Annotated in this window: 14 protein-coding genes; 10 read left to right on the forward strand and 4 right to left on the reverse strand. The window is 71.5% G+C overall.

Going from position 1 to position 17,771, the window contains the following annotated elements; translation table 11 throughout:
• Nucleotides 1-21: 21 nt before the first annotated feature.
• Genes ASD16_RS10745 through ASD16_RS10755 form a run of 3 tightly spaced genes read right to left on the reverse strand, consistent with a single transcriptional unit; the run spans nt 22 to nt 2,954 of the window.
• Nucleotides 22-1,509 carry a cell wall metabolism sensor histidine kinase WalK gene (locus tag ASD16_RS10745; RefSeq protein ID WP_235523245.1) on the reverse strand — a complete coding sequence of 496 codons (1,488 nt, stop codon included), beginning with the start codon at nt 1,507-1,509 and terminating at the stop codon, nt 22-24.
• 2 nt (nt 1,510-1,511) lie between these two features.
• Nucleotides 1,512-2,249 carry a response regulator transcription factor gene (locus tag ASD16_RS10750; protein ID WP_055916660.1) on the reverse strand — a complete coding sequence of 246 codons (738 nt, stop codon included), beginning with the start codon at nt 2,247-2,249 and terminating at the stop codon, nt 1,512-1,514.
• 51 nt (nt 2,250-2,300) lie between these two features.
• Nucleotides 2,301-2,954, reverse strand: coding sequence for a TetR/AcrR family transcriptional regulator (locus ASD16_RS10755; protein ID WP_055916662.1), 654 nt, complete (start codon nt 2,952-2,954; stop codon nt 2,301-2,303).
• 141 nt (nt 2,955-3,095) lie between these two features.
• Between ASD16_RS10755 and ASD16_RS10760 the strand changes: the two genes are divergently transcribed.
• From ASD16_RS10760 to ASD16_RS21420, 7 genes are all read left to right on the forward strand, one after another.
• Nucleotides 3,096-5,600, forward strand: a complete 2,505-nt coding sequence (locus ASD16_RS10760; protein WP_055916665.1) for a beta-glucosidase — start codon at nt 3,096-3,098, stop codon at nt 5,598-5,600.
• A 92-nt stretch (nt 5,601-5,692) separates the two neighbouring features.
• Nucleotides 5,693-7,378 (forward strand): ABC transporter substrate-binding protein, encoded by a 1,686-nt coding sequence (locus ASD16_RS10765; RefSeq protein WP_055916666.1) that lies wholly within the window; start codon nt 5,693-5,695, stop codon nt 7,376-7,378.
• 60 nt (nt 7,379-7,438) lie between these two features.
• On the forward strand, nt 7,439-8,512 hold the full coding sequence (locus ASD16_RS10770; protein ID WP_055916668.1) for an ABC transporter ATP-binding protein: 1,074 nt from the start codon (nt 7,439-7,441) through the stop codon (nt 8,510-8,512).
• Nucleotides 8,509-9,486, forward strand: a complete 978-nt coding sequence (locus ASD16_RS10775; protein WP_055916671.1) for an ABC transporter permease — start codon at nt 8,509-8,511, stop codon at nt 9,484-9,486. Before ASD16_RS10770 ends, ASD16_RS10775 begins: the two co-directional genes overlap by 4 nt.
• Before the next feature lies 1 nt (nt 9,487).
• A complete protein-coding gene (locus ASD16_RS10780) occupies nt 9,488-10,480 on the forward strand; it encodes an ABC transporter permease (RefSeq protein ID WP_055916673.1) in 993 nt (330 codons plus the stop codon).
• Nucleotides 10,477-11,577 (forward strand): ABC transporter ATP-binding protein, encoded by a 1,101-nt coding sequence (locus ASD16_RS10785; protein WP_055916674.1) that lies wholly within the window; start codon nt 10,477-10,479, stop codon nt 11,575-11,577. The genes ASD16_RS10780 and ASD16_RS10785 overlap by 4 nt, the downstream gene beginning before the upstream one ends.
• A gap of 355 nt (nt 11,578-11,932) precedes the next feature.
• Entirely contained in the window at nt 11,933-14,587 is a 2,655-nt protein-coding gene (locus ASD16_RS21420; protein ID WP_200942935.1) for an RICIN domain-containing protein, read from the forward strand.
• A 72-nt stretch (nt 14,588-14,659) separates the two neighbouring features.
• On the opposite strand, the gene ASD16_RS10795 is transcribed toward ASD16_RS21420, so the two are convergent.
• Nucleotides 14,660-15,271 carry a helix-turn-helix domain-containing protein gene (locus tag ASD16_RS10795; protein WP_055916676.1) on the reverse strand — a complete coding sequence of 204 codons (612 nt, stop codon included), beginning with the start codon at nt 15,269-15,271 and terminating at the stop codon, nt 14,660-14,662.
• A 67-nt stretch (nt 15,272-15,338) separates the two neighbouring features.
• On the opposite strand from ASD16_RS10795, the gene ASD16_RS10800 reads away from it, so the two are divergent.
• The 3 genes from ASD16_RS10800 to ASD16_RS10810 all read left to right on the forward strand — a co-directional run bounded on the left by ASD16_RS10800 (nt 15,339) and on the right by ASD16_RS10810 (nt 17,730).
• Nucleotides 15,339-16,271, forward strand: a complete 933-nt coding sequence (locus tag ASD16_RS10800; RefSeq protein ID WP_055916678.1) for an NAD(P)/FAD-dependent oxidoreductase — start codon at nt 15,339-15,341, stop codon at nt 16,269-16,271.
• A 97-nt stretch (nt 16,272-16,368) separates the two neighbouring features.
• Nucleotides 16,369-16,740: a hypothetical protein gene (locus tag ASD16_RS10805; RefSeq protein WP_055916680.1), complete on the forward strand. Its 372-nt coding sequence runs from the start codon at nt 16,369-16,371 to the stop codon at nt 16,738-16,740.
• A 42-nt stretch (nt 16,741-16,782) separates the two neighbouring features.
• Entirely contained in the window at nt 16,783-17,730 is a 948-nt protein-coding gene (locus ASD16_RS10810) for a phosphatase PAP2 family protein (RefSeq protein ID WP_235523247.1), read from the forward strand.
• The last annotated feature ends 41 nt before the right edge of the window (nt 17,731-17,771 follow it).

Raw genomic sequence — 17,771 nt, forward strand, 5'->3', positions numbered from 1 at the left:
GTGGGTTTGCGCGGAGGGCGGCTACCTCGCGGCCGGGAGGGTGACCGTGAACGTGGTGCCCGGGCCGCTCGACACCGTGATGGTGCCGGCGTGGGCGGTGACGACCGCGTGCACGATCGCCAGGCCGAGGCCGGTGGACCCGGTGGCGCTGTTGCGGGAGGCGTCGCCGCGCGTGAACCGCTGGAACAGGCTCTCGCGCAGGGCGGGCGGGATGCCGGGGCCGTCGTCGGACACCTGCAGGACGACCGTGTCGCCGGCGCGGCGGACGCGGGCCGTCACGGCGGTGCCGGCGGGCGTGTGCAGGCGGGCGTTCGACAGGAGGTTGGCCAGCACCTGGCGCAGGCGGTGGTCGTCACCGAGCACGAGGGCGTCCTCGAGGTGCTCCTCCGAGGGCAGGTCGAGGCGCCAGTCGTGGTCGGGGCCGGCGGCGTGCGCGTCGGTGACGGCGTCGATGGCGAGCACCGTCAGATCGACGGGCTCGGTCGCCAGCGGTCGGCCGGCGTCCAGGCGCGCGAGCAGCAGCATGTCCTCGAGCAGCGCGGTCATGCGCTCCGACTCGGACTCGACGCGGGACATCGCCTGCAGCGCACTGACGGGCACGTCGTCGGGGGAGCGGCGCACGAGCTCGGCGTACCCGCGGATGGAGGCCAGCGGGGTGCGCAGCTCGTGGCTGGCGTCGGCGACGAACTGGCGCACCTGCGACTCGGACTCGTACCGGGCGCCGAGGGCCTGCTCGACGTGGCCGAGCAGCTTGTTCAGGGCGGCACCCACCTGCCCGACCTCGGTCGCGGGATCGGTGTCCCGGGCGGGCACGCGGTCGGCGAGGACCACCTCGCCGCGGTCGAGGGGCAGCCGGGCGACGCGGTTGGCGGTGCCGACGACGCGGTCGAGCGGTCGCAGCTCGCGGCGCACGAGCACCATGCCGGCGGCCGCGGCGACGAGCAGGGCGAGCGCCGCGACGACGATCTCGACGGCGACGAACGAGGTGACGGTGCTGGTCACGGACGTGGTCGGCAGGGCGGTGACGTTCGTCGTCCCGTCGGTGGCGACGGTGGCGATCGCCCGGTAGCCGCCCAGGTCGGACAGGACGATCGAGACGGGTTCGCCGTCGGTCGGCACGGCGAGCAGCTGCTCGGTCTGCGTCGGGTCGAGCGCGACCAGGTTGCCGTCGTCGTCGACGTACCCCGCCTGCAGCGCGGTGAGGTCGGCGGGGTCGGCGCCGTCGGGCACCTGGACGTTGACGGTGCCCGCGTCCTGGCCGGGTCGGAAGGTGCTGCCCGGTGGTGCGGGCAGCTCGTCGGCCGCCTGGTCGGGGGCGACGGCGATGCCGCCCACCCGCACGGGGCCGTCGACGGTGCGCCGGTGTGCGGCGGTGAGCTTCTCGTCGAGCTGCGTGGTGAGCGAGCTCTGCAGCGCGAGGGTGGACAGCGTGCCCATGGCGGCCGCCACGACGGCGACGAGCGCCACGACGACGACGACGAGCCGCCGACGCAGCGTCCAGCGGCCCACGATCAGGAGGACGGCTTGAGCACGTACCCGACGCCGCGCAGGGTGTGCAGCATGGGGGTGCGGCCCTTGTCGATCTTGCGCCGCAGGTAGGACACGTAGAGCTCGACGATGTTGGCCTGGCCGCCGAAGTCGTACTGCCAGACGCGGTCGAGGATCTGGGCCTTGGACAGCACGCGCTTCGGGTTGCGCATGAAGTACCGCAGCAGCTCGAACTCGGTGGCGGTGAGGCGGATGTCCTCGCCGCCGCGGGTCACCTCGTGGCTGTCCTCGTCCATGGTCAGGTCGCCGACGACGAGCGTGGCCTCCTCGCGGGACGAGACCGCGCCGGTGCGGCGCAGCAGGGCGCGCAGGCGGGCGACGACCTCTTCGAGGCTGAACGGCTTGGTGACGTAGTCGTCGCCACCGGCGGTGAGGCCCGCGATCCGGTCCTCGACCGCGTCCTTGGCGGTGAGGAACAGCACGGGGACGTTCGGGTGGGTGGTGCGGACGCGGCGGAGCACGTCGATGCCGGACAGGTCGGGGAGCATGACGTCGAGCACGATGACGTCGGGGTCCAGCGTCTTGGCGGCGCGGACGGCGGCGTGGCCGGTCAGTGCGTGGTCCACCTGCCAGCCCTCGTAGCGCAGGGCGGTGGACAGCAGCTCGGCGAGGGTCGGCTCGTCGTCGACCACGAGCGCGCGGACAGGGGAGCCGTCGGCGCGGGACAGAACCTCCGGGCGACGGGTGGTGGTCGTTGTCATGACCCCACTGTCGAGGCGTTACCTGGCGTGCGCCTGGAGCGAACCTGTGAATTACCTGAGCGGGTGCGGCCGGCCCGTGCCCAGCAGTGCCGCGGTGAGGATCGCCTCGATGGCGAACGTCGTGGCGGCCGGGAGGTCGACGCTGTCGTCGAGCAGCCACTGCACCTGAAGGCCGTCCATCACGCCGATGATCGCGCTGGCCGCCTGCGCGGCGACGTCCTTCGGGACGGCCCCGCCGCCGACCTCGACGATGGCCGCCTCGATCTCGCCGCGCAGGATGGTGAACCGGTTGGTGACCCAGCCGCGCGCCGGGTGGTCCTCGGTGACGGACTCGCCGGTGAGCACGGTGTAGCCCTGGACGATGCCGCGCCGGTCGACGTTCATCCGGGCGGTGCGCACGAGGTGCTGGAACAGCTCGATGCCGTCGGGGATGTGCTGACCCTCGAGGTCCCGCACGTCCTCCTTGTCGCGGTACTCGAGCACCTCGACCAGGAGCGCCTCCTTGGAACCGAAGTGGTGCAGGACGCCCGCGTGCGTGATGCCGACCTGCTCGGCGACCTCGGCGAGCGAGCCGTTCTTGTAGCCCTTGGACCCGAACGTGTGGGCGGCGGCTCGCAGGATCTCGGCGCGGCGCTCGGTCGTGGCCTGGCGGGGCTGCCGTGCGCGGCGCTGTGGCGCTGCGGCGGGGGGAACGGCGTCGTCCATGACCGAACCATAGCGCCGCGTGGGAAGTTACTGACAAGTCAGTAAGCGATACCAAACCGTGATCAAGAACTTACTGACATGTAAGTAAGTCGTGCGTAGATTCGCCGCAGAAGACGACGACGTCCGATCGGAGAACACGCGGTGTCCCTCGACACAGCCATCCAGCCGCCCACGGCTGACAGGCCGCTGGCCGACCTCACGGCCGCCCTCAGCCTCGAGGAGAAGGTGCGCCTGGTCGTCGGGGCCGGACTGTGGTCCACCACCGCGATCCCGCGCATCGGCCTGCGCGCCATGCACGTCTCCGACGGCCCCGCCGGGGTCCGCGGCGTCTCCGACTCCGCCGACGAGACCTCCGCCTCGTTCCCCGCGCCCAGCGCGCTCGCCGCGACGTGGGACGTCGACCTCGCCGACGAGGTCGGCCACGTGTTCGCCGCCGAGGCCCGCCGGCACGGGGTCGACGTCGTGCTCGCCCCGCAGGTGAACCTCCAGCGCACACCCGTCGGCGGCCGGCACTTCGAGTGCTACTCCGAGGACCCGGTGCTCACCGGCGCCATCGCGGTGCACGTGGTCCGCTCCGCGCAGGACCGCGGCGTCGGGATGTGCGTCAAGCACTTCGTCGCCAACGACTCCGAGACGCAGCGCACCACCTACCGGTCGCGCGTCGACGAGCGGACCCTGCGCGAGGTGTACCTGGCGCCGTTCGAGCAGCTGGTGCACGAGGCCCAGGCGTGGTCGGTCATGAGCGCGTACTCCGGGATCGACGACGGCACCACCGCCGCGACCGCCGCCGAGCACCGCCCGCTGCTCACCGGGGTGCTCAAGGACGAGTGGGGCTTCGACGGCGTCGTCATGAGCGACTGGGTGGCCACCACGTCGGTCGCCGCGTCCGCCGAGGGCGGCCTCGACCTGCAGATGCCCGGGCCCGACGGGCCCTGGGGCGACGGGCTCCTCGACGCCGTCCGGTCGGGCGACGTCAGTGAGGACCTCCTCGACGCCAAGGTGACCCGCCTGCTCCGGCTGGCCCAGCGCGTCGGGGCCCTCGACGGGTTCGCCCCCTCGGGCACCCAGCGGGACCGGGTCGCCGACGTCGACGTCCGCGGCGTCCTGCGCGAGCTGGTCTCCCGGTCGATGGTCGTCCTGCGCGACGACGAGCACGCGCTGCCCGTCGCCCCCGACGACGTCACCCGGATCGCCCTGCTCGGCCCCAACGCCGTCCACCCGTTCGTGCAGGGCGGGGGCTCCGCGTACGTCCGTCCGGACCGCGCCACGACGCCCGAGGCCGCGCTCCGCGACGCGTTCGGCGAGGTCGAGGTCGACGTGCACCCCGGCGCCGTCTCCCGTCTGCTGCCGCCCGCGCTCGACCTCGCCGGCCGCTGCACCACCCCCGACGGCCATCCCGGAGCGCTCGGCGAGCTGGTCGATGCCGACGGGACCGTCCTGGTCACCACCGACGTCACCGACTGGCCCGGCTGGCTGCGCGAGGTGCCCGGCCCCGCCGTCGCGCTGCGCCTGCGGACCACCGTGCGGCTCGACGAGCCCGGCCGGCACGAGGTCGGCGTCGGCACCGTCGGCAGGCACCGGATCACCGTCGGCGGGCAGGTGCTCTCCACCAGCGAGCACGTGGTCGGCGCCGAGGTCATCCTGGACTCCAGCGTCAACCAGCCGGTCCCCGCGACGCTCGTCATCGAGGTGACCGAGCCGACGACCGTCGAGATCGATGCGCTCGTGCAGGCCGTCCACCCCGTCGGGTACGCCAGCTTCGCGCGCGCCGAGCTGGTGCACCGCGTCCCCGGCACCTCCCCGGACGAGCTGCTCGCGGTCGCCGTCGACGCGGCCGCCGCGGCCGACCTGGCGATCGTGGTCGTCGGCACCAACGAGGAGATCGAGTCGGAGGGGTACGACCGCACGAGCCTGGCCCTGCCCGGCACGCAGGATCAGCTGGTCAAGGCCGCGCTCGCCGCGAACCCCCGCACGATCGTCGTCGTCAACGCCGGTGCCCCCGTGCTGCTGCCGTGGCTCGACGAGGTGCCGTGCGTCCTGTGGGCGTGGCTCGGCGGCCAGGAGTGGCCCGACGCGCTCGCGGACGTGCTGACCGGGATCACCGAGCCCACCGGGCGGCTGCCCTGGACGCTCCCCGCGCACGAGTCCGACGTGCCGGTGCCCGACGCGGTCCCCGTCGACGGCGTCATCGAGTACCACGAGGGCGTCCACGTGGGGTACCGCTCGTGGCTCCGGCTCGACCGCACGCCCGCCGCCAGCTTCGGGCACGGTCTCGGATGGACCACGTGGGAGTACGAGGCCGTCTCGCACACGGTGGACGCCGACGGGTCCGTCGTTCTGGACGTCCGCGTCCGCAACACCGGCGCCCGCGACGGTCGCGAGGTGGTCCAGGTCTACGTCGAGCCGCCCGGCACGGACGAGAACCGTCCGGTGCGCTGGCTCGGCGGGTTCAGCGTCGTGCACGTCGCAGCGGGCGCGCACGCAGATGTCCAGGTCCGGGTGGACGCCGATGCGTTCCGGACCTGGGACAGCGCACTGCCCGGCTGGGTCACCCCCGCCGGTACCTACCCGATCCGCGTCGGCCGCTCGTCGAGCGACCTGCGCCTCAGCGTCGACGTGGCCGTGCTCAGTACCTCGTCGGCATAGGCACGGCCCCCGCAAGTCCCGGTCCGGCGAGATCCGCAGTCCCGTCGGACCGGCACGACCAGCAGTTTCCGCATCAGTGCAAGGAGGCACTCGTGAGAATCCGCAAGCTCTCGACGGTCGTCGCTACGGCGGCCACCCTCGCGTTGCTCGCCACCGCCTGCTCCGGCGGCGGCGGGAGCAGCGACGACAGCACCGGGGGCGCAGATGGCGTCTCGGACAAGATCCTGACGATCGGCATGCCGAACGGCCCCCAGCAGCCGAACCAGAACCCGCTCGCGAACGGCTCCGCGTCGCTCTCGCTCGGGTACGCGTTCGCGGTCTACGAGTCGCTCATGCAGGTCAACGAGCTCAAGCCGACGGACCCCCCGACGCCGTGGCTCGCCGAGTCCGTCGAGTGGAACCCCGACTCGACGCAGGCCGTCATCACGGCCCGTGAGGGCGTGAAGTGGTCGGACGGCACGGACTTCACCGCCGACGACATCGCGTTCTCGATCCAGCTCCGCAAGGACAACAAGGAGCTGAACACCGACTTCCCCGACCAGTACGGCGACATCACGGTCGACGGCAACACGGTCACGGTGAACTTCGAGTCCGGCCAGTACGTCAACCGCGACAAGCTGCTCAAGCTGCTCATCGTGCCCAAGCACCTGTGGGAGAGCCAGGACCCGGTGACGTGGACCGACGACGAGATGATCGGCACCGGCCCGTTCAAGCTCAAGTCCTTCACGCCGCAGGCCGTCACGCTCGAGCCGAACACCGACTACTGGGGCGAGACCCCGAAGGTCGGCACCCTGCGGTACGACACGTTCAACGACAACGCCGGCCTGACCACGGCGCTCACCACCGGTGAGGCGCAGTGGGGCTGGACGTTCATCCCGGACTTCGAGAACACGTTCATCGCCAAGGACCCGGAGCACTTCCACCAGGTCGCGGGCGGTGGCTTCGGCGTCGACGTCCTCTACCTGAACAACGAGACGAAGCCGTTCAACGACGTGGCGTTCCGCAAGGCGCTGAACATGGTCGTGGACCGCGCGGACATCTCGGCGACGGCCGGCTACGGCGTGTGGCCGCAGATCAAGAGCGTGACCGGGCTGCCCCAGCCGTCGGGTGACGCGTTCATCTCGGACGCGTACCTCGACCAGGAGCTCACGGTCGACGTCGACGGTGCCAAGGAGGTCCTCACGGACGCCGGCTACACCTGGGACGGCGACGCGCTGGTCGACCCCGACGGCGAGAAGGTCTCCTTCACGCTCCAGAACCCGACCGGCTGGACGGACTACCTGGACGCGCTCGGCATCATCAGCGAGGGCGCAGCCGCCCTCGGTGCGGAGGCGTCCGTCGAGGGCGTCGTCCAGGACACCTGGTTCAACGACATCATCCCGTTCGGCAACTTCCAGGCGTCCCTGCACTGGACCGACGGCGGCAGCACGCCGTGGAACATGTACTCCAACATCATGGACGGCGCGTCCTACGTGCCGCTCGGTGAGTCGGCGACGTGGAACTTCGGTCGCTACAAGAACGACGCCGTCACGGCGGCCCTGGCCGACTTCAAGGCCGGGACCGACGACAACGCCCGCTCCGCCGCGCTGGACATCGTCCAGAAGGCGTTCGTGGACGACGTCCCCGGCCTCGTCATCTGGTCCCGTCCCGCCGTCGCGCAGTACTCGACGGTCAACTACACGGGCTTCCCGACCGACGAGGACCCGTACGCGAACCCGCAGCCGACGGGTCCGCAGGCCGCTCTGATCCTGTCGAAGCTCGTCCCGACGGAGGACTGAGACGAGGGGTGCGGCGGGCGGACGCCTCCGCCCCCGCACACACGACCCCAAGGTGAACCGATGAGCCCCCCGCACGAAGAAGACGCGCCCGTCCTGCAGGCGATCGACCTCCGCAAGCACTTCCCGGTGCGCGGCACCCGCGCCCGCAAGGTCGTGCACGCCGTCGATGACGTCAACCTGTCGCTCTACCGCGGCAAGGTCGTCGCGCTGGTCGGGGAGTCCGGCTCCGGCAAGTCCACGATCGCCCGGCTGCTCGCGCAGCTCATGCCCGTCACCGGCGGCCAGATCCTGCTGCACGGCGAGGACGCCACGGCGAAGAACCGGACGGCGTTCCACCGGTACGTGCGCCGCGTGCAGATGATCTTCCAGGACCCCTTCGGGTCGCTGAACCCCGTGCACACCGTGCGGTACACCCTGACGCGGAGCCTCAAGATCCACCGCGGTCGCCTGCGCGGCGTCGAGCTCGAGGCGGCCCTCGACGAGCTGCTCGACCGGGTCCAGCTGCGCCCGGCGGCCCGGTACATCGACAAGTTCCCGCACGAGCTCTCCGGCGGTCAGCGCCAGCGCGTCGCCATCGCCCGCGCGCTCGCGGCGAACCCCGAGGTGCTGCTCGCCGACGAGCCGATCTCGATGCTCGACGTGTCGATCCGCCTCGGCATCCTCAACCTGCTGCGCGACCTGCGGGACCGCCTGCAGCTCGCGATCCTCTACATCACGCACGACATCGCGTCGGCCCGCTACTTCGCGGACCGGACGATGGTCATGTACGCCGGCCGGATCGTGGAGAGCGGCGACTCGGAGTCCGTCACGCAGGACCCCAAGCACCCGTACACCCAGCTGCTGGTGCGCTCCGCGCCGGACCCGGACGACCTGGAGTCCCGCGCCCGGGGCGCCCGCGGCGAGGCGCCGAGCCTGGTGGCCCCACCCGACGGGTGCCGGTTCAACCCACGCTGCCCGTTCGCCACCGACCTGTGCCGGACCGAGGTGCCGCCCTTGCTGCCCGTGGGCGAGGGTCGCGAGGCCGCCTGCTGGGGCTACTCCGACCGCGAGGACCGCCCGGCGCTGGGCTCGGTGCTCGACGCGTACGGCGAGCGCCCGGCCGTGGACGTCTCGGTGCTGGAGGTCGACCGATGAGGTTCTTCACCCGACGCATCGTCTTCTACGCGATCACCGCCTGGGCGGCGATCACCATCAACTTCTTCATCCCGCGGATCATGCCGGGCGACCCCGTGAGCGCCCTGATCGCCAAGAACCAGGGCCGGATCAGCCCCGACGCCGCCGAGGCGCTGCGGGCACTGTTCGGGCTGGACGAGAACATGTCGCTGTGGGACCAGTACGTCGCGTACTGGAAGCTGCTGCTGCACGGTGACCTGGGGATCTCGTTCACGTACATGGCGCCCGTGGCCGACGTCATCCGGCAGGCCCTGCCGTGGACCATCGGGCTGGTCGGCGTCGCGACGGTCATCAGCTTCACGCTCGGCACCCTGGTCGGCACCGGCATCGGGTGGCGCCGCGGGACGTGGATGGACGGGCTGCTGCCGCTGTCCACGTTCTTCTCGGCCGTGCCGTACTTCTGGCTCGCCCTGATCGCCATCTCGCTGTTCTCGGTGACGCTCGGCTGGTTCCCCGCGAGCGGCAGCTACGACCGCAGCATGGTGCCCACGCTGTCCTGGGAGTTCATCGGGTCGGTCATCTACTACGGGTTCCTGCCGGCGATGACGATCGTGGTGTCGTCGATCGCGGGCTGGATGCTCGGGATGCGCAACATGATGGTCACGGTGTCCTCCGAGGACTACGTCACGGTCGCGCAGGCCAAGGGCCTCAAGGAGCGGACCGTGCGGATGGGCTACGCCGCCCGGAACGCGATCCTGCCGCAGGTGTCCAGCTTCGCGCTGTCCCTCGGCTTCATCGTCGGCGGCACCCTGGTCATGGAGATCGTCTTCTCCTACCAGGGCATCGGCTACTACCTGTTCAGCGCGGTGAACGCGAAGGACTACCCGCTCATGCAGGGGTGCTTCCTCGTGATCACGTTCGCCGTGCTCCTCGCCAACATGGCCGCCGACGTCGCCTACGGCGTGCTCGACCCCCGCACGCGACAGGAGGGCTGACATGACTGTCGAAGCCGCGTTCTTCGAGGACCTGGAGATCACGCCGGACGCGACCACTCCGCGCAAGGGCAGGCGCCGGTTCCTGTTCATGCGCAACGCGAAGGCCCTCACCGGCCTCGTGATCCTCGGGTTCTTCTTCCTCATCGCGATCATCGGCCCGTGGATCGCGCCGTACGACCCGAACGCGCGGTCGTCGGCCATCCTGCAGTCCCCGTCGTGGCAGCACCTCATGGGCACGACGCACCAGGGGCAGGACGTCATGAGCCAGCTCATCCTGGGCACCCGCAGCGTGCTGGTGGTCGGGTTCGTGGCGGGGACCGTCGCGACGGTGATCGGTGTGCTCGTCGGCGTCACCGCGGGCTACATCGGCGGGGTCGGCGACGAGTCGCTCTCGGCGCTGTCCAACGTGTTCCTCGTGATCCCGCAGCTGCCGCTCATCATCATCATCGCGGGCCAGCTGCCGTCGGCCGGCGGGCTCACCGTCGCCCTGGTGATCGCCGCGACCGGCTGGGCGTGGGGTGCCCGCGTCCTGCGGGCGCAGACCCTCTCGCTCAGGAAACGCGACTTCGTCGAGGCCGCACGGGCCAACGGCGAGAGCACGTGGCGGATCATCACCGCGGAGATCCTGCCCAACCTCACGGCCATCATCGCCGCGGGCTTCGTCGGCACCGTCGGGTTCGCCGTGCTGTCCCAGATCACGCTCTCGTTCGTCGGCATCACGCCCACCAACGAGTGGAACTGGGGGACCGTCCTGTACTGGGCGCAGGCGCAGCTGGCCCTGCAGCGCGGCGCGTGGTGGTGGTTCGTCCCCGCCGGTCTGCTCATCGCCCTGCTCGGCATGGCGCTGACGCTCATCAACTTCGGGATCGACGAGTTCGTCAACCCGCGCCTGCGGTCGGTCGGGCTGAACGCCCGGTCGATGCGCAAGCGCAAGATCCGTCCCCGCATCGGCTTCACGCCGGTCGTCTACGAGGCCAAGGAGGATCGCGCATGAGTGCCGAGACCGCCCAGCGCGCGTTCCGGGCGAACGCCGCCGCGACCGACCCGGTGCTGGAGATCAAGAACCTCTCGGTCGACTACGGGTACGACGAGGACCCGACGCACGTGCTGCGCCAGGTCTCGCTGACCCTCAACCGCGGCGAGGTGCTCGGCCTGGCCGGCGAGTCGGGCTGCGGCAAGTCGACGCTCGCGTACGCGGCCACCCGGCTGCTCCCGCCGCCCGGCCTCATCACCGGCGGGGAGGTCATCTTCACCGACCGGTCGGGGCAGCAGACCGACATCCTCACGCTGAACGACGCCGAGCTGCGGGCCACCCGCTGGCAGGACCTGGCGATCGTGTTCCAGGGCGCGATGAACTCCCTCAACCCGGTGTACCGGATCGGCCGGCAGATCGCCGACGGCATCTCCGCGCACCTGCCGGGGGTCACCAAGAAGGAGGCGCTGGAGCGTGCCGCGGGCATGCTCGAGCTCGTCGGCATCTCCGCGGACCGGCTGCGCGACTACCCGCACCAGCTCTCGGGCGGCATGCGCCAGCGCGTGATGATCGCGATGGCCCTCGCGCTCGACCCGCAGGTGCTGATCATGGACGAGCCGACGACGGCCCTCGACGTGGTCATGCAGCGGCAGATCGTCGAGCAGATCGCCGAGCTGCGCGAGCGGCTCGGCTTCTCGGTCATCTTCATCACGCACGACGTGTCGCTGCTGATCGAGATCGCCGACCGCATCGCGATCATGTACGCCGGCGAGATCGTCGAGGACGCCTCGGCGCAGGACATGTACCGACGCCCGCGGCACCCGTACTCCGACGCCCTGCTGCACTCGTTCCCGCCCCTGCGCGGTCCCCGCCGAGAGCTCACCGGCATCCCGGGATCGCCCCCGGACATGTCGAACCTGCCCACCGGCTGCCCCTACCGGGACCGCTGCGCGTTCGCGTTCGACGCCTGCGCGGCGATCACCCCGGAGCTCGTCGCGCCCGCCGTCGAGGGCGACGACCCGCGCCGGTCGGTCGCGTGCCTGCGCCACGACCCCGCCGCCGTCGCCGCGGCCGGCTTCGAGCCGCAGCCCGTCCCGGTGGAGCTGTCGGTCCGCTGATCCCCGCCCTGCCCCCGGCTCCCTCTCCACAGGGCTGCTAGCCGGGGGCGGGGCGGCCCTGCACCGAGCACCGGCGCTCGCAGCAGCTCAGCGACCAGCACCCGCTTGTCGAGCGGTTGGTCGAGCCCAGCCCCCATGCCCACGTCTATACGTTTAGGCGCGCCACGCGATTGACCGCATACATCATACGAGTTACGTTTTCGCCCGGTACGACCCGGAGGACCCCGAACAACGAAGTTCGATGAGAGCCGTCGTCTATCGCTGCCGCGCTCACTGCCGAGGCGCGCGATCAGCCGTCAGGAGGCACGCCCAGATGCTCCGCACCCGTCACCCGCGTCGATCAGCTGCAGCCGCTGTGGCGCTCGCCCTGGTCGTCGGAGGAGTCACCGCCGCGGCGACACCGGCCACGGCCGCCATCGACGGCACGACCCAATCCGCCGCCGCAGGACAGCCGGCCGTCGCAGCACAGCCAGCTGCAGCGGTCGCACCGGCCGGCGCCACCGCGACCGCCTCGGTCGACCTGGCCGGGACGTGGAGCTTCACGCCGAAGGGTCGAGGGGCGACCTCGATCACCGTGCCCGGCGGCGGCTGGTACAAGCAGGGCTTCACCGACGTGACCGAGGCGGTGTACTCGCGCAGCATCACCGTGCCCAACTCGGGGCAGCCGCAGTCGACCTGGATCGAGCTCGGTGCCGTCAACCACGAGGCGACGCTCTCGGTCGACGGGCGCGTGGTCGCCACCCAGACGACGTCGTTCACCCCGTCGAACTTCGACATCTCCTCGTTCGCCGCCCCCGGTACCACCCACACGATCAGCGTCAACGTGAAGGGCCGCGGCGCGTTGAAGGCAGCCAACGGCCGCTACCTGGTGCCCGACGCAGCCGACTGGTCCGAGGCGGTCCCCCAGGGGATCTTCCGTTCGGCGTTCCTGAAGGTCTACCCGGCGGTGTACGTCAGCGACACGTTCGTGCGTCCGTCGGTGGCGAACAAGACGTTGAGCTACGACGTGACGGTGCGCAACACCTCGGGCAGCTCCCGGTCGGTGACGTTGACGGGGTCGCTGTCGTCCATCAACGGAACGGCTTTCAGCTATCCGGCACTGCCCAGCCGTACGGTCACCGTGGCGGCCCGCTCGACCGCGACCGTGACCGTCGGGCCGGTCGCGTGGAACCTCGACAGCACCTCGTACTGGTGGCCCAACGTGCCGTACCGGTCGGGCTACCGAGCGCAGCTGCACGGGCTGACGGTGCATGCCGTCACCGATGACGGGCAGACCAGCGACGCCACCTACCGGTTCGGGTTCCGGGAAGCCACGCAGAACGGGGAGTACTACTACCTCAACGGCGTGCGCGTGAACTTCCGCGGCGACAACCTCCAGGGTGCCGACTACGACCGGGTCAACAACGGCGGCAAGGGCGACGCGTTCGACACCCTGCCCGGTTTCCTGCCCCCGTCGTCGGGCAACGGTGGCTGGCCTCAGGCCGTGGACAACTACCAGCGGCTGAACTTCAACGTGGTGCGCATCCACCAGGAGCCCGCGAGCCCGTACATGTTGGATGTCGCCGACGAGATGGGCCTGATGATCATCGGTGAGACCGCGATCCGCGGCTCCTCCGGCAAGCAGGACTGGATCACCGGGCACGACAACATGGTCAACCACGCCCGTGCGCTGGTCCTGCGCGACCGCAACCACCCCGCGATCATCCGCTGGAGCCAGTCCAACGAGCCGAACCAGAGCGGCCAGGACTCCGAGCAGTTCGAGAAGGACCTGTACGCGGCGATGAACGGCGCCGACGGCACCCGGCCGATCATCGCCGAGCTGGGCGTCAACGCGAACCTCAACTCGTATCCCGGGATGACGTACTCCAACTTCGCGGTGATCCCGCACTACGTCGACGGCTTCGGCAGGTACGGCGAGCGCCTGATCACTGTGAACGGGCGGCCCGACGGCGAGGGCGAGTTCATCTGGCCGGCGTGCAACACCAAGCAGGGCTTCGAGTGGTTCGCCACGGCAACCCTGGCCAAGCGCGGCAAGGACGCCTCCGACCTCCGTCCGTACACGCTGCTGTCCGCCTGGGCCAGCGTCATTCCCGGTGTGCGGACCGGCGACTTCGTCCCGGAGGAGGGCGGTCGCCCTGTCTACGGCGCGGACAACCTGCCGGACCCCTGGAGCAACCCGCAGATCCAGCGCGTGCAGGCGGCGTTCAACCCGGTGGCCGCGGTCGACCTCCCCTACTGGTCGGCCTCCGGCAACTCGGACTCGAACGGCACCTTCCCGCTGGCGAGTGCCGTGCCCACCTACGCCCGGAACGCCACGGTCACCCGCACCATCACCGTGTTCAACGACGACTTCACCACCACGTCGGTCGGCTTCACCTGGACGGCTCGGCTCGATGCGCCGGACGGCGCGGTCGTCGCGTCCGGGAGCACGACCCTGACCGTCCCGCTCGGCTCGCGGGTCACCCAGCCGGTGTCCTTCACCGCGCCGGCCACCGGCAGCCGCGTGTACCTGCAGCTGTCGACCACGAAGTCCGGTCGCTCCGTCTTCACCGACGCGGTGGAGTACTTCAACCTCGGCGGAGGCGGAGGCGGAATCGAGCCGGGCACCTACCGGATCGTCAATCGCAACAGCGGCAAGCCGCTCGCTGTCGCAGGCAGCTCCACCGCGGACGGTGCCAAGGCGGTCCAGCAGAGCGGCACAGGCACCTGGACCGTCGCCACGGCCGCTGACGGCTCCTACACCCTCCGGTACGTCCCGAGCGGAAAGCTGCTCGACGTCAACGCCAAGAGCAGCACGCCCGGGCTGCAGCTGCAGCAGTGGACGGCCAACGGCGGCACCAACCAGATGTGGTTCCTGCGGCCCACCGGCAACGGCTACTACACCATCGTCAGCCACGACAGCGGACTGGTGGCGGACGTCTCCGGTGCCGCGACGAACGACGGGGCGCCGGTCGTGCAGTGGGCCGGCAACGGCGGGGCCAACCAGCAGTGGCAGCTGACCCGGCTCTGACCGGACCACCCGGTTCTCGCCGGCGGCCAGGGGCGCCGACCGCTACCCCTGGCCGCTCGGCCGGCCCACCTCTCACCCGCCGACGGCGCTCGTCCGCTCCTGTTCCTTCGATCGCGGCCGCGCTCTGACGTGCACGCGGGCTCCCTGGGCGCCGAAGATGCTGAGCAGCTCGACCGGTTCCGAGGTCTCGTTCCCGAACCAGTGGGGGACGCGCGTGTCGAACTCGGCGGCCTCGCCGGGCGGCAGGACGAGGTCGTGCTCGCCGAGCACCAGGCGCAGGTGCCCGTCGATGACGTAGAGCCACTCGTAGCCCTCGTGCGAGTTCGTCTCCGGGTCGGGGTGCGGGCCGCCGGGCGGCAGGACCAGCTTGTAGACGATGAGCCCGCCGCTGCGTCGGGACAGCGGGATGACCGTCATGCCGTGCTCGATCACCGGACGCGGGTGGATGCGCGGGTCGCCGGTGGCGGGAGCCCCGACGAGCTCGTCGAGCGGCACCCGGTACAGCGCCGCCAGGGGGACCAGCAGCTCCAGCTGCGGCCGCCGGGCGCCCGACTCCAGGCGGGACAGGGTGCTGACCGAGATGCCGGTCGCGTCGGACGCCTGCGCGAGCGTCAGGTCGCGCTGCTGCCGGACGGCCCGGAGCCGGGGCCCGACGGTCCGCATGAGCTGGTCGACGTCGTCCATGCCCAGCAGTTTGCCACTTCGGCAACGATGCTTGCCGGTTCGCGACGGGCCGTCCGATGCTGGCTGCATGAGAGATGTGATTGTCATCGGTGGTGGTGCTGCGGGTCTGAGCGGGGCGGTGACGCTGGCGCGGGCCCGCCGGTCGGTGCTGGTGATCGACGACGGCACCCCGCGGAACGCCCCGGCGGACGGGGTGCACGGGCTCCTCGGGCAGGAGGGCGTGTCGCCGCTGGAGCTGCTGGTGCGCGGCCGGTCCGAGCTCGCGGGCTACGGGGGATCGCTGCGGACCGGCCGGGTCGTGGCCGCGGAGCGCGAGGGCGACGGGTTCGTCGTGACCCTCGACGACGGGACGACCGAGCAGGCGCGACGGCTCCTCGTCGCCACCGGGCTCGTCGACGACCTGCCCGACCTCCCCGGCCTGCGGGAGCGCTGGGGCCACGACGTCCTGCACTGCCCGTACTGCCACGGCTGGGAGGTGCGCGACCAGCCGATCGGCGTGCTGGCGACGTCCGAGCGTGCCGTGCACCAGGCGCTGCTGTTCCGGCAGTGGTCCGACGACGTGGTCCTGCTCCAGCACACCGCACCGGCGCCGACGCCCGAGCAGGCCGAGCAGCTGGCCGCTCGGGGGATCCGCGTCGTCCCCGGGGAGGTCGTCGAGGTGCTCGCCACCGACGGTCGGCTCAGCGGCGTCCGGCTGGCGTCCGGCGAGGTGGTGGAACGGTCCGCTCTCACGGTGATGCCGCGGTTCGTCGCGCGTCTCGACGGGCTCGCCGGCCTGGGCCTGAGGGCGGTACCGCACGAGATGGGCGTCGGCGAGCACGCCGCCTCCGACCTCATGGGGGCGTCCTCCGTGCCCGGGGTGTGGGTCGCCGGCAACGCGACCGACCTCATGGCGCAGGTCACGGGGGCGATGGCGGCGGGCACGCGCGCGGCGGCCGCGCTGAACATGGACCTGATCGCCGAGGACACGACGCGTGCCGTCGTCGACCTCCACAGGTAAAGAGACGGTCACGTCCAGGGTGTCCACAGACCCAGCGGGTGGAGTGGGTGTCGAGCACGCGGAGGACCGCGTGACCGACAGAGCCGGGAGGCCCGCCATGAGCACGGTGACCCCAGACGTACCGGACGCATCCGTCAGCCATCGAGGTGCCGGCGAGGCCACCGTCGCCCCCGCCTGGATCACGGCCAACGTGCGACCGGCCGGGTCGTTCGGGCGCGCCGACGTCGGCCGGCTCCGCGACCTGCTGGGCGTCCTGTCGGCGTCGGCGTCGCTGGTCGTGCTCGACCTCGCGGCCACGAGCCTGCGCAGCGGGCGCGCCGCCGACGCGATCGACGAGGCCGGGTGGGAGCTGGAGCGGCGCGGCGGGTGCCTGCTGTGCATCAACGCGGACGACGACGCCCGGGCCCGGCTCGGCGGCTGTCGCCACGCCGTCGTCGTCGGACCGGGGGAGCCGACGCCCGTCCCCTGATCGGGGCCCGTCGCACCCGGCCCGGTGACCTACCGTTGTCCGGTGAGCGACGCCCCCACCCTCCCCGCACCGGTGCGCCCGACGCCCGACGCCCGGGACCGTCGCGGCGTCGTGGTCGCGGTGGCGATCGCCGTGGCGGTGCTCTCGTTCGCTGGGGTCTTCCTGCTGTGGCGGGTGTTCGTGGAGACGCTCGCCGGTCAGCAGGTGGAGAACGCCGCGTTCCAGGGCGCCCTGCACGGCCAGACGCGGCTGTGGGTGGTCGCCGAGCGGGTGCTGGACGTGGTCTCCGTCGGGTTCATGGCCGCCGTCCTCATCGCCGCGATGGTCATCGCCGTGCTGCGCCGCCGCTGGTCGCTCGCCGTCCAGGTGGCCGTCCTCATGATCGGCGCCAACCTCACCACGCAGGTGCTGAAGAAGTGGGTGTTCTACCGCCCGGAGCTCGGCGTCGAGGCCGACTACGGCAACACCCTCCCCAGCGGTCACACCACCGCGGCCGCCTCCGTCTCGGCCGCGCTGCTGCTCGTGGTGCCGCCGCGCGCCCGCCCGTGGGCCGCGGTGCTCGGCGCCGGGTACACGACCGCCACCGGGATCTCGACGCTCATCGGCCAGTGGCACCGGCCGTCGGACGTCGTCGCGGCCGTCCTCGTGGTGCTCGCGTGGACCGCGATCGCGTGCGCGATGGTGGCGCTCACCCCTGCGCGCGCGTCGACGGCGACGGGTGCGCTCCGGATCGCGGGCGACCGGCCGCCGACGCCCGCGACCATGCGCGGCGTCGTCGCGGGGCTGCTGATCGTCGGGGTCGGGGCGGGGGCGTCGGCCGCCGTCGCGCTGTCCCACACGTGGCAGAACCTGGACGACCTGGACGCCCGCGCGGAAGAGGTGACGGCATATCTCGGTGGTGCCGCGGGCGTGCTGATGGCGTCCTGCCTGGCGTTCGCCATCATGCTGCTGCTGCGCCAGGCGGCAGCATCGCGATTGCCGCGGGGTTGACGCGACGCCGTAGAGTCCCCAACGTCGCACGGGCCGACCGA

It is taken from the genome of Cellulomonas sp. Root485 (assembly GCF_001426705.1).
In the GTDB taxonomy this organism is placed as follows: domain Bacteria; phylum Actinomycetota; class Actinomycetes; order Actinomycetales; family Cellulomonadaceae; genus Cellulomonas.

Excerpts from the sequence above, each read along its gene's own strand:
- ASD16_RS10750 (WP_055916660.1), bottom strand. The coding sequence starts at position 2,249 with ATGACAACGACCACCACCCGTCGCCCGGAGGTTCTGTCCCGCGCCGAC.
- ASD16_RS10755 (WP_055916662.1), bottom strand. The coding sequence starts at position 2,954 with ATGGACGACGCCGTTCCCCCCGCCGCAGCGCCACAGCGCCGCGCACGG.
- ASD16_RS10770 (WP_055916668.1), top strand. The coding sequence starts at position 7,439 with ATGAGCCCCCCGCACGAAGAAGACGCGCCCGTCCTGCAGGCGATCGAC.
- ASD16_RS10775 (WP_055916671.1), top strand. The coding sequence starts at position 8,509 with ATGAGGTTCTTCACCCGACGCATCGTCTTCTACGCGATCACCGCCTGG.
- ASD16_RS10780 (WP_055916673.1), top strand. The coding sequence starts at position 9,488 with ATGACTGTCGAAGCCGCGTTCTTCGAGGACCTGGAGATCACGCCGGAC.
- ASD16_RS10785 (WP_055916674.1), top strand. The coding sequence starts at position 10,477 with ATGAGTGCCGAGACCGCCCAGCGCGCGTTCCGGGCGAACGCCGCCGCG.
- ASD16_RS10795 (WP_055916676.1), bottom strand. The coding sequence starts at position 15,271 with ATGGACGACGTCGACCAGCTCATGCGGACCGTCGGGCCCCGGCTCCGG.
- ASD16_RS10800 (WP_055916678.1), top strand. The coding sequence starts at position 15,339 with ATGAGAGATGTGATTGTCATCGGTGGTGGTGCTGCGGGTCTGAGCGGG.
- ASD16_RS10805 (WP_055916680.1), top strand. The coding sequence starts at position 16,369 with ATGAGCACGGTGACCCCAGACGTACCGGACGCATCCGTCAGCCATCGA.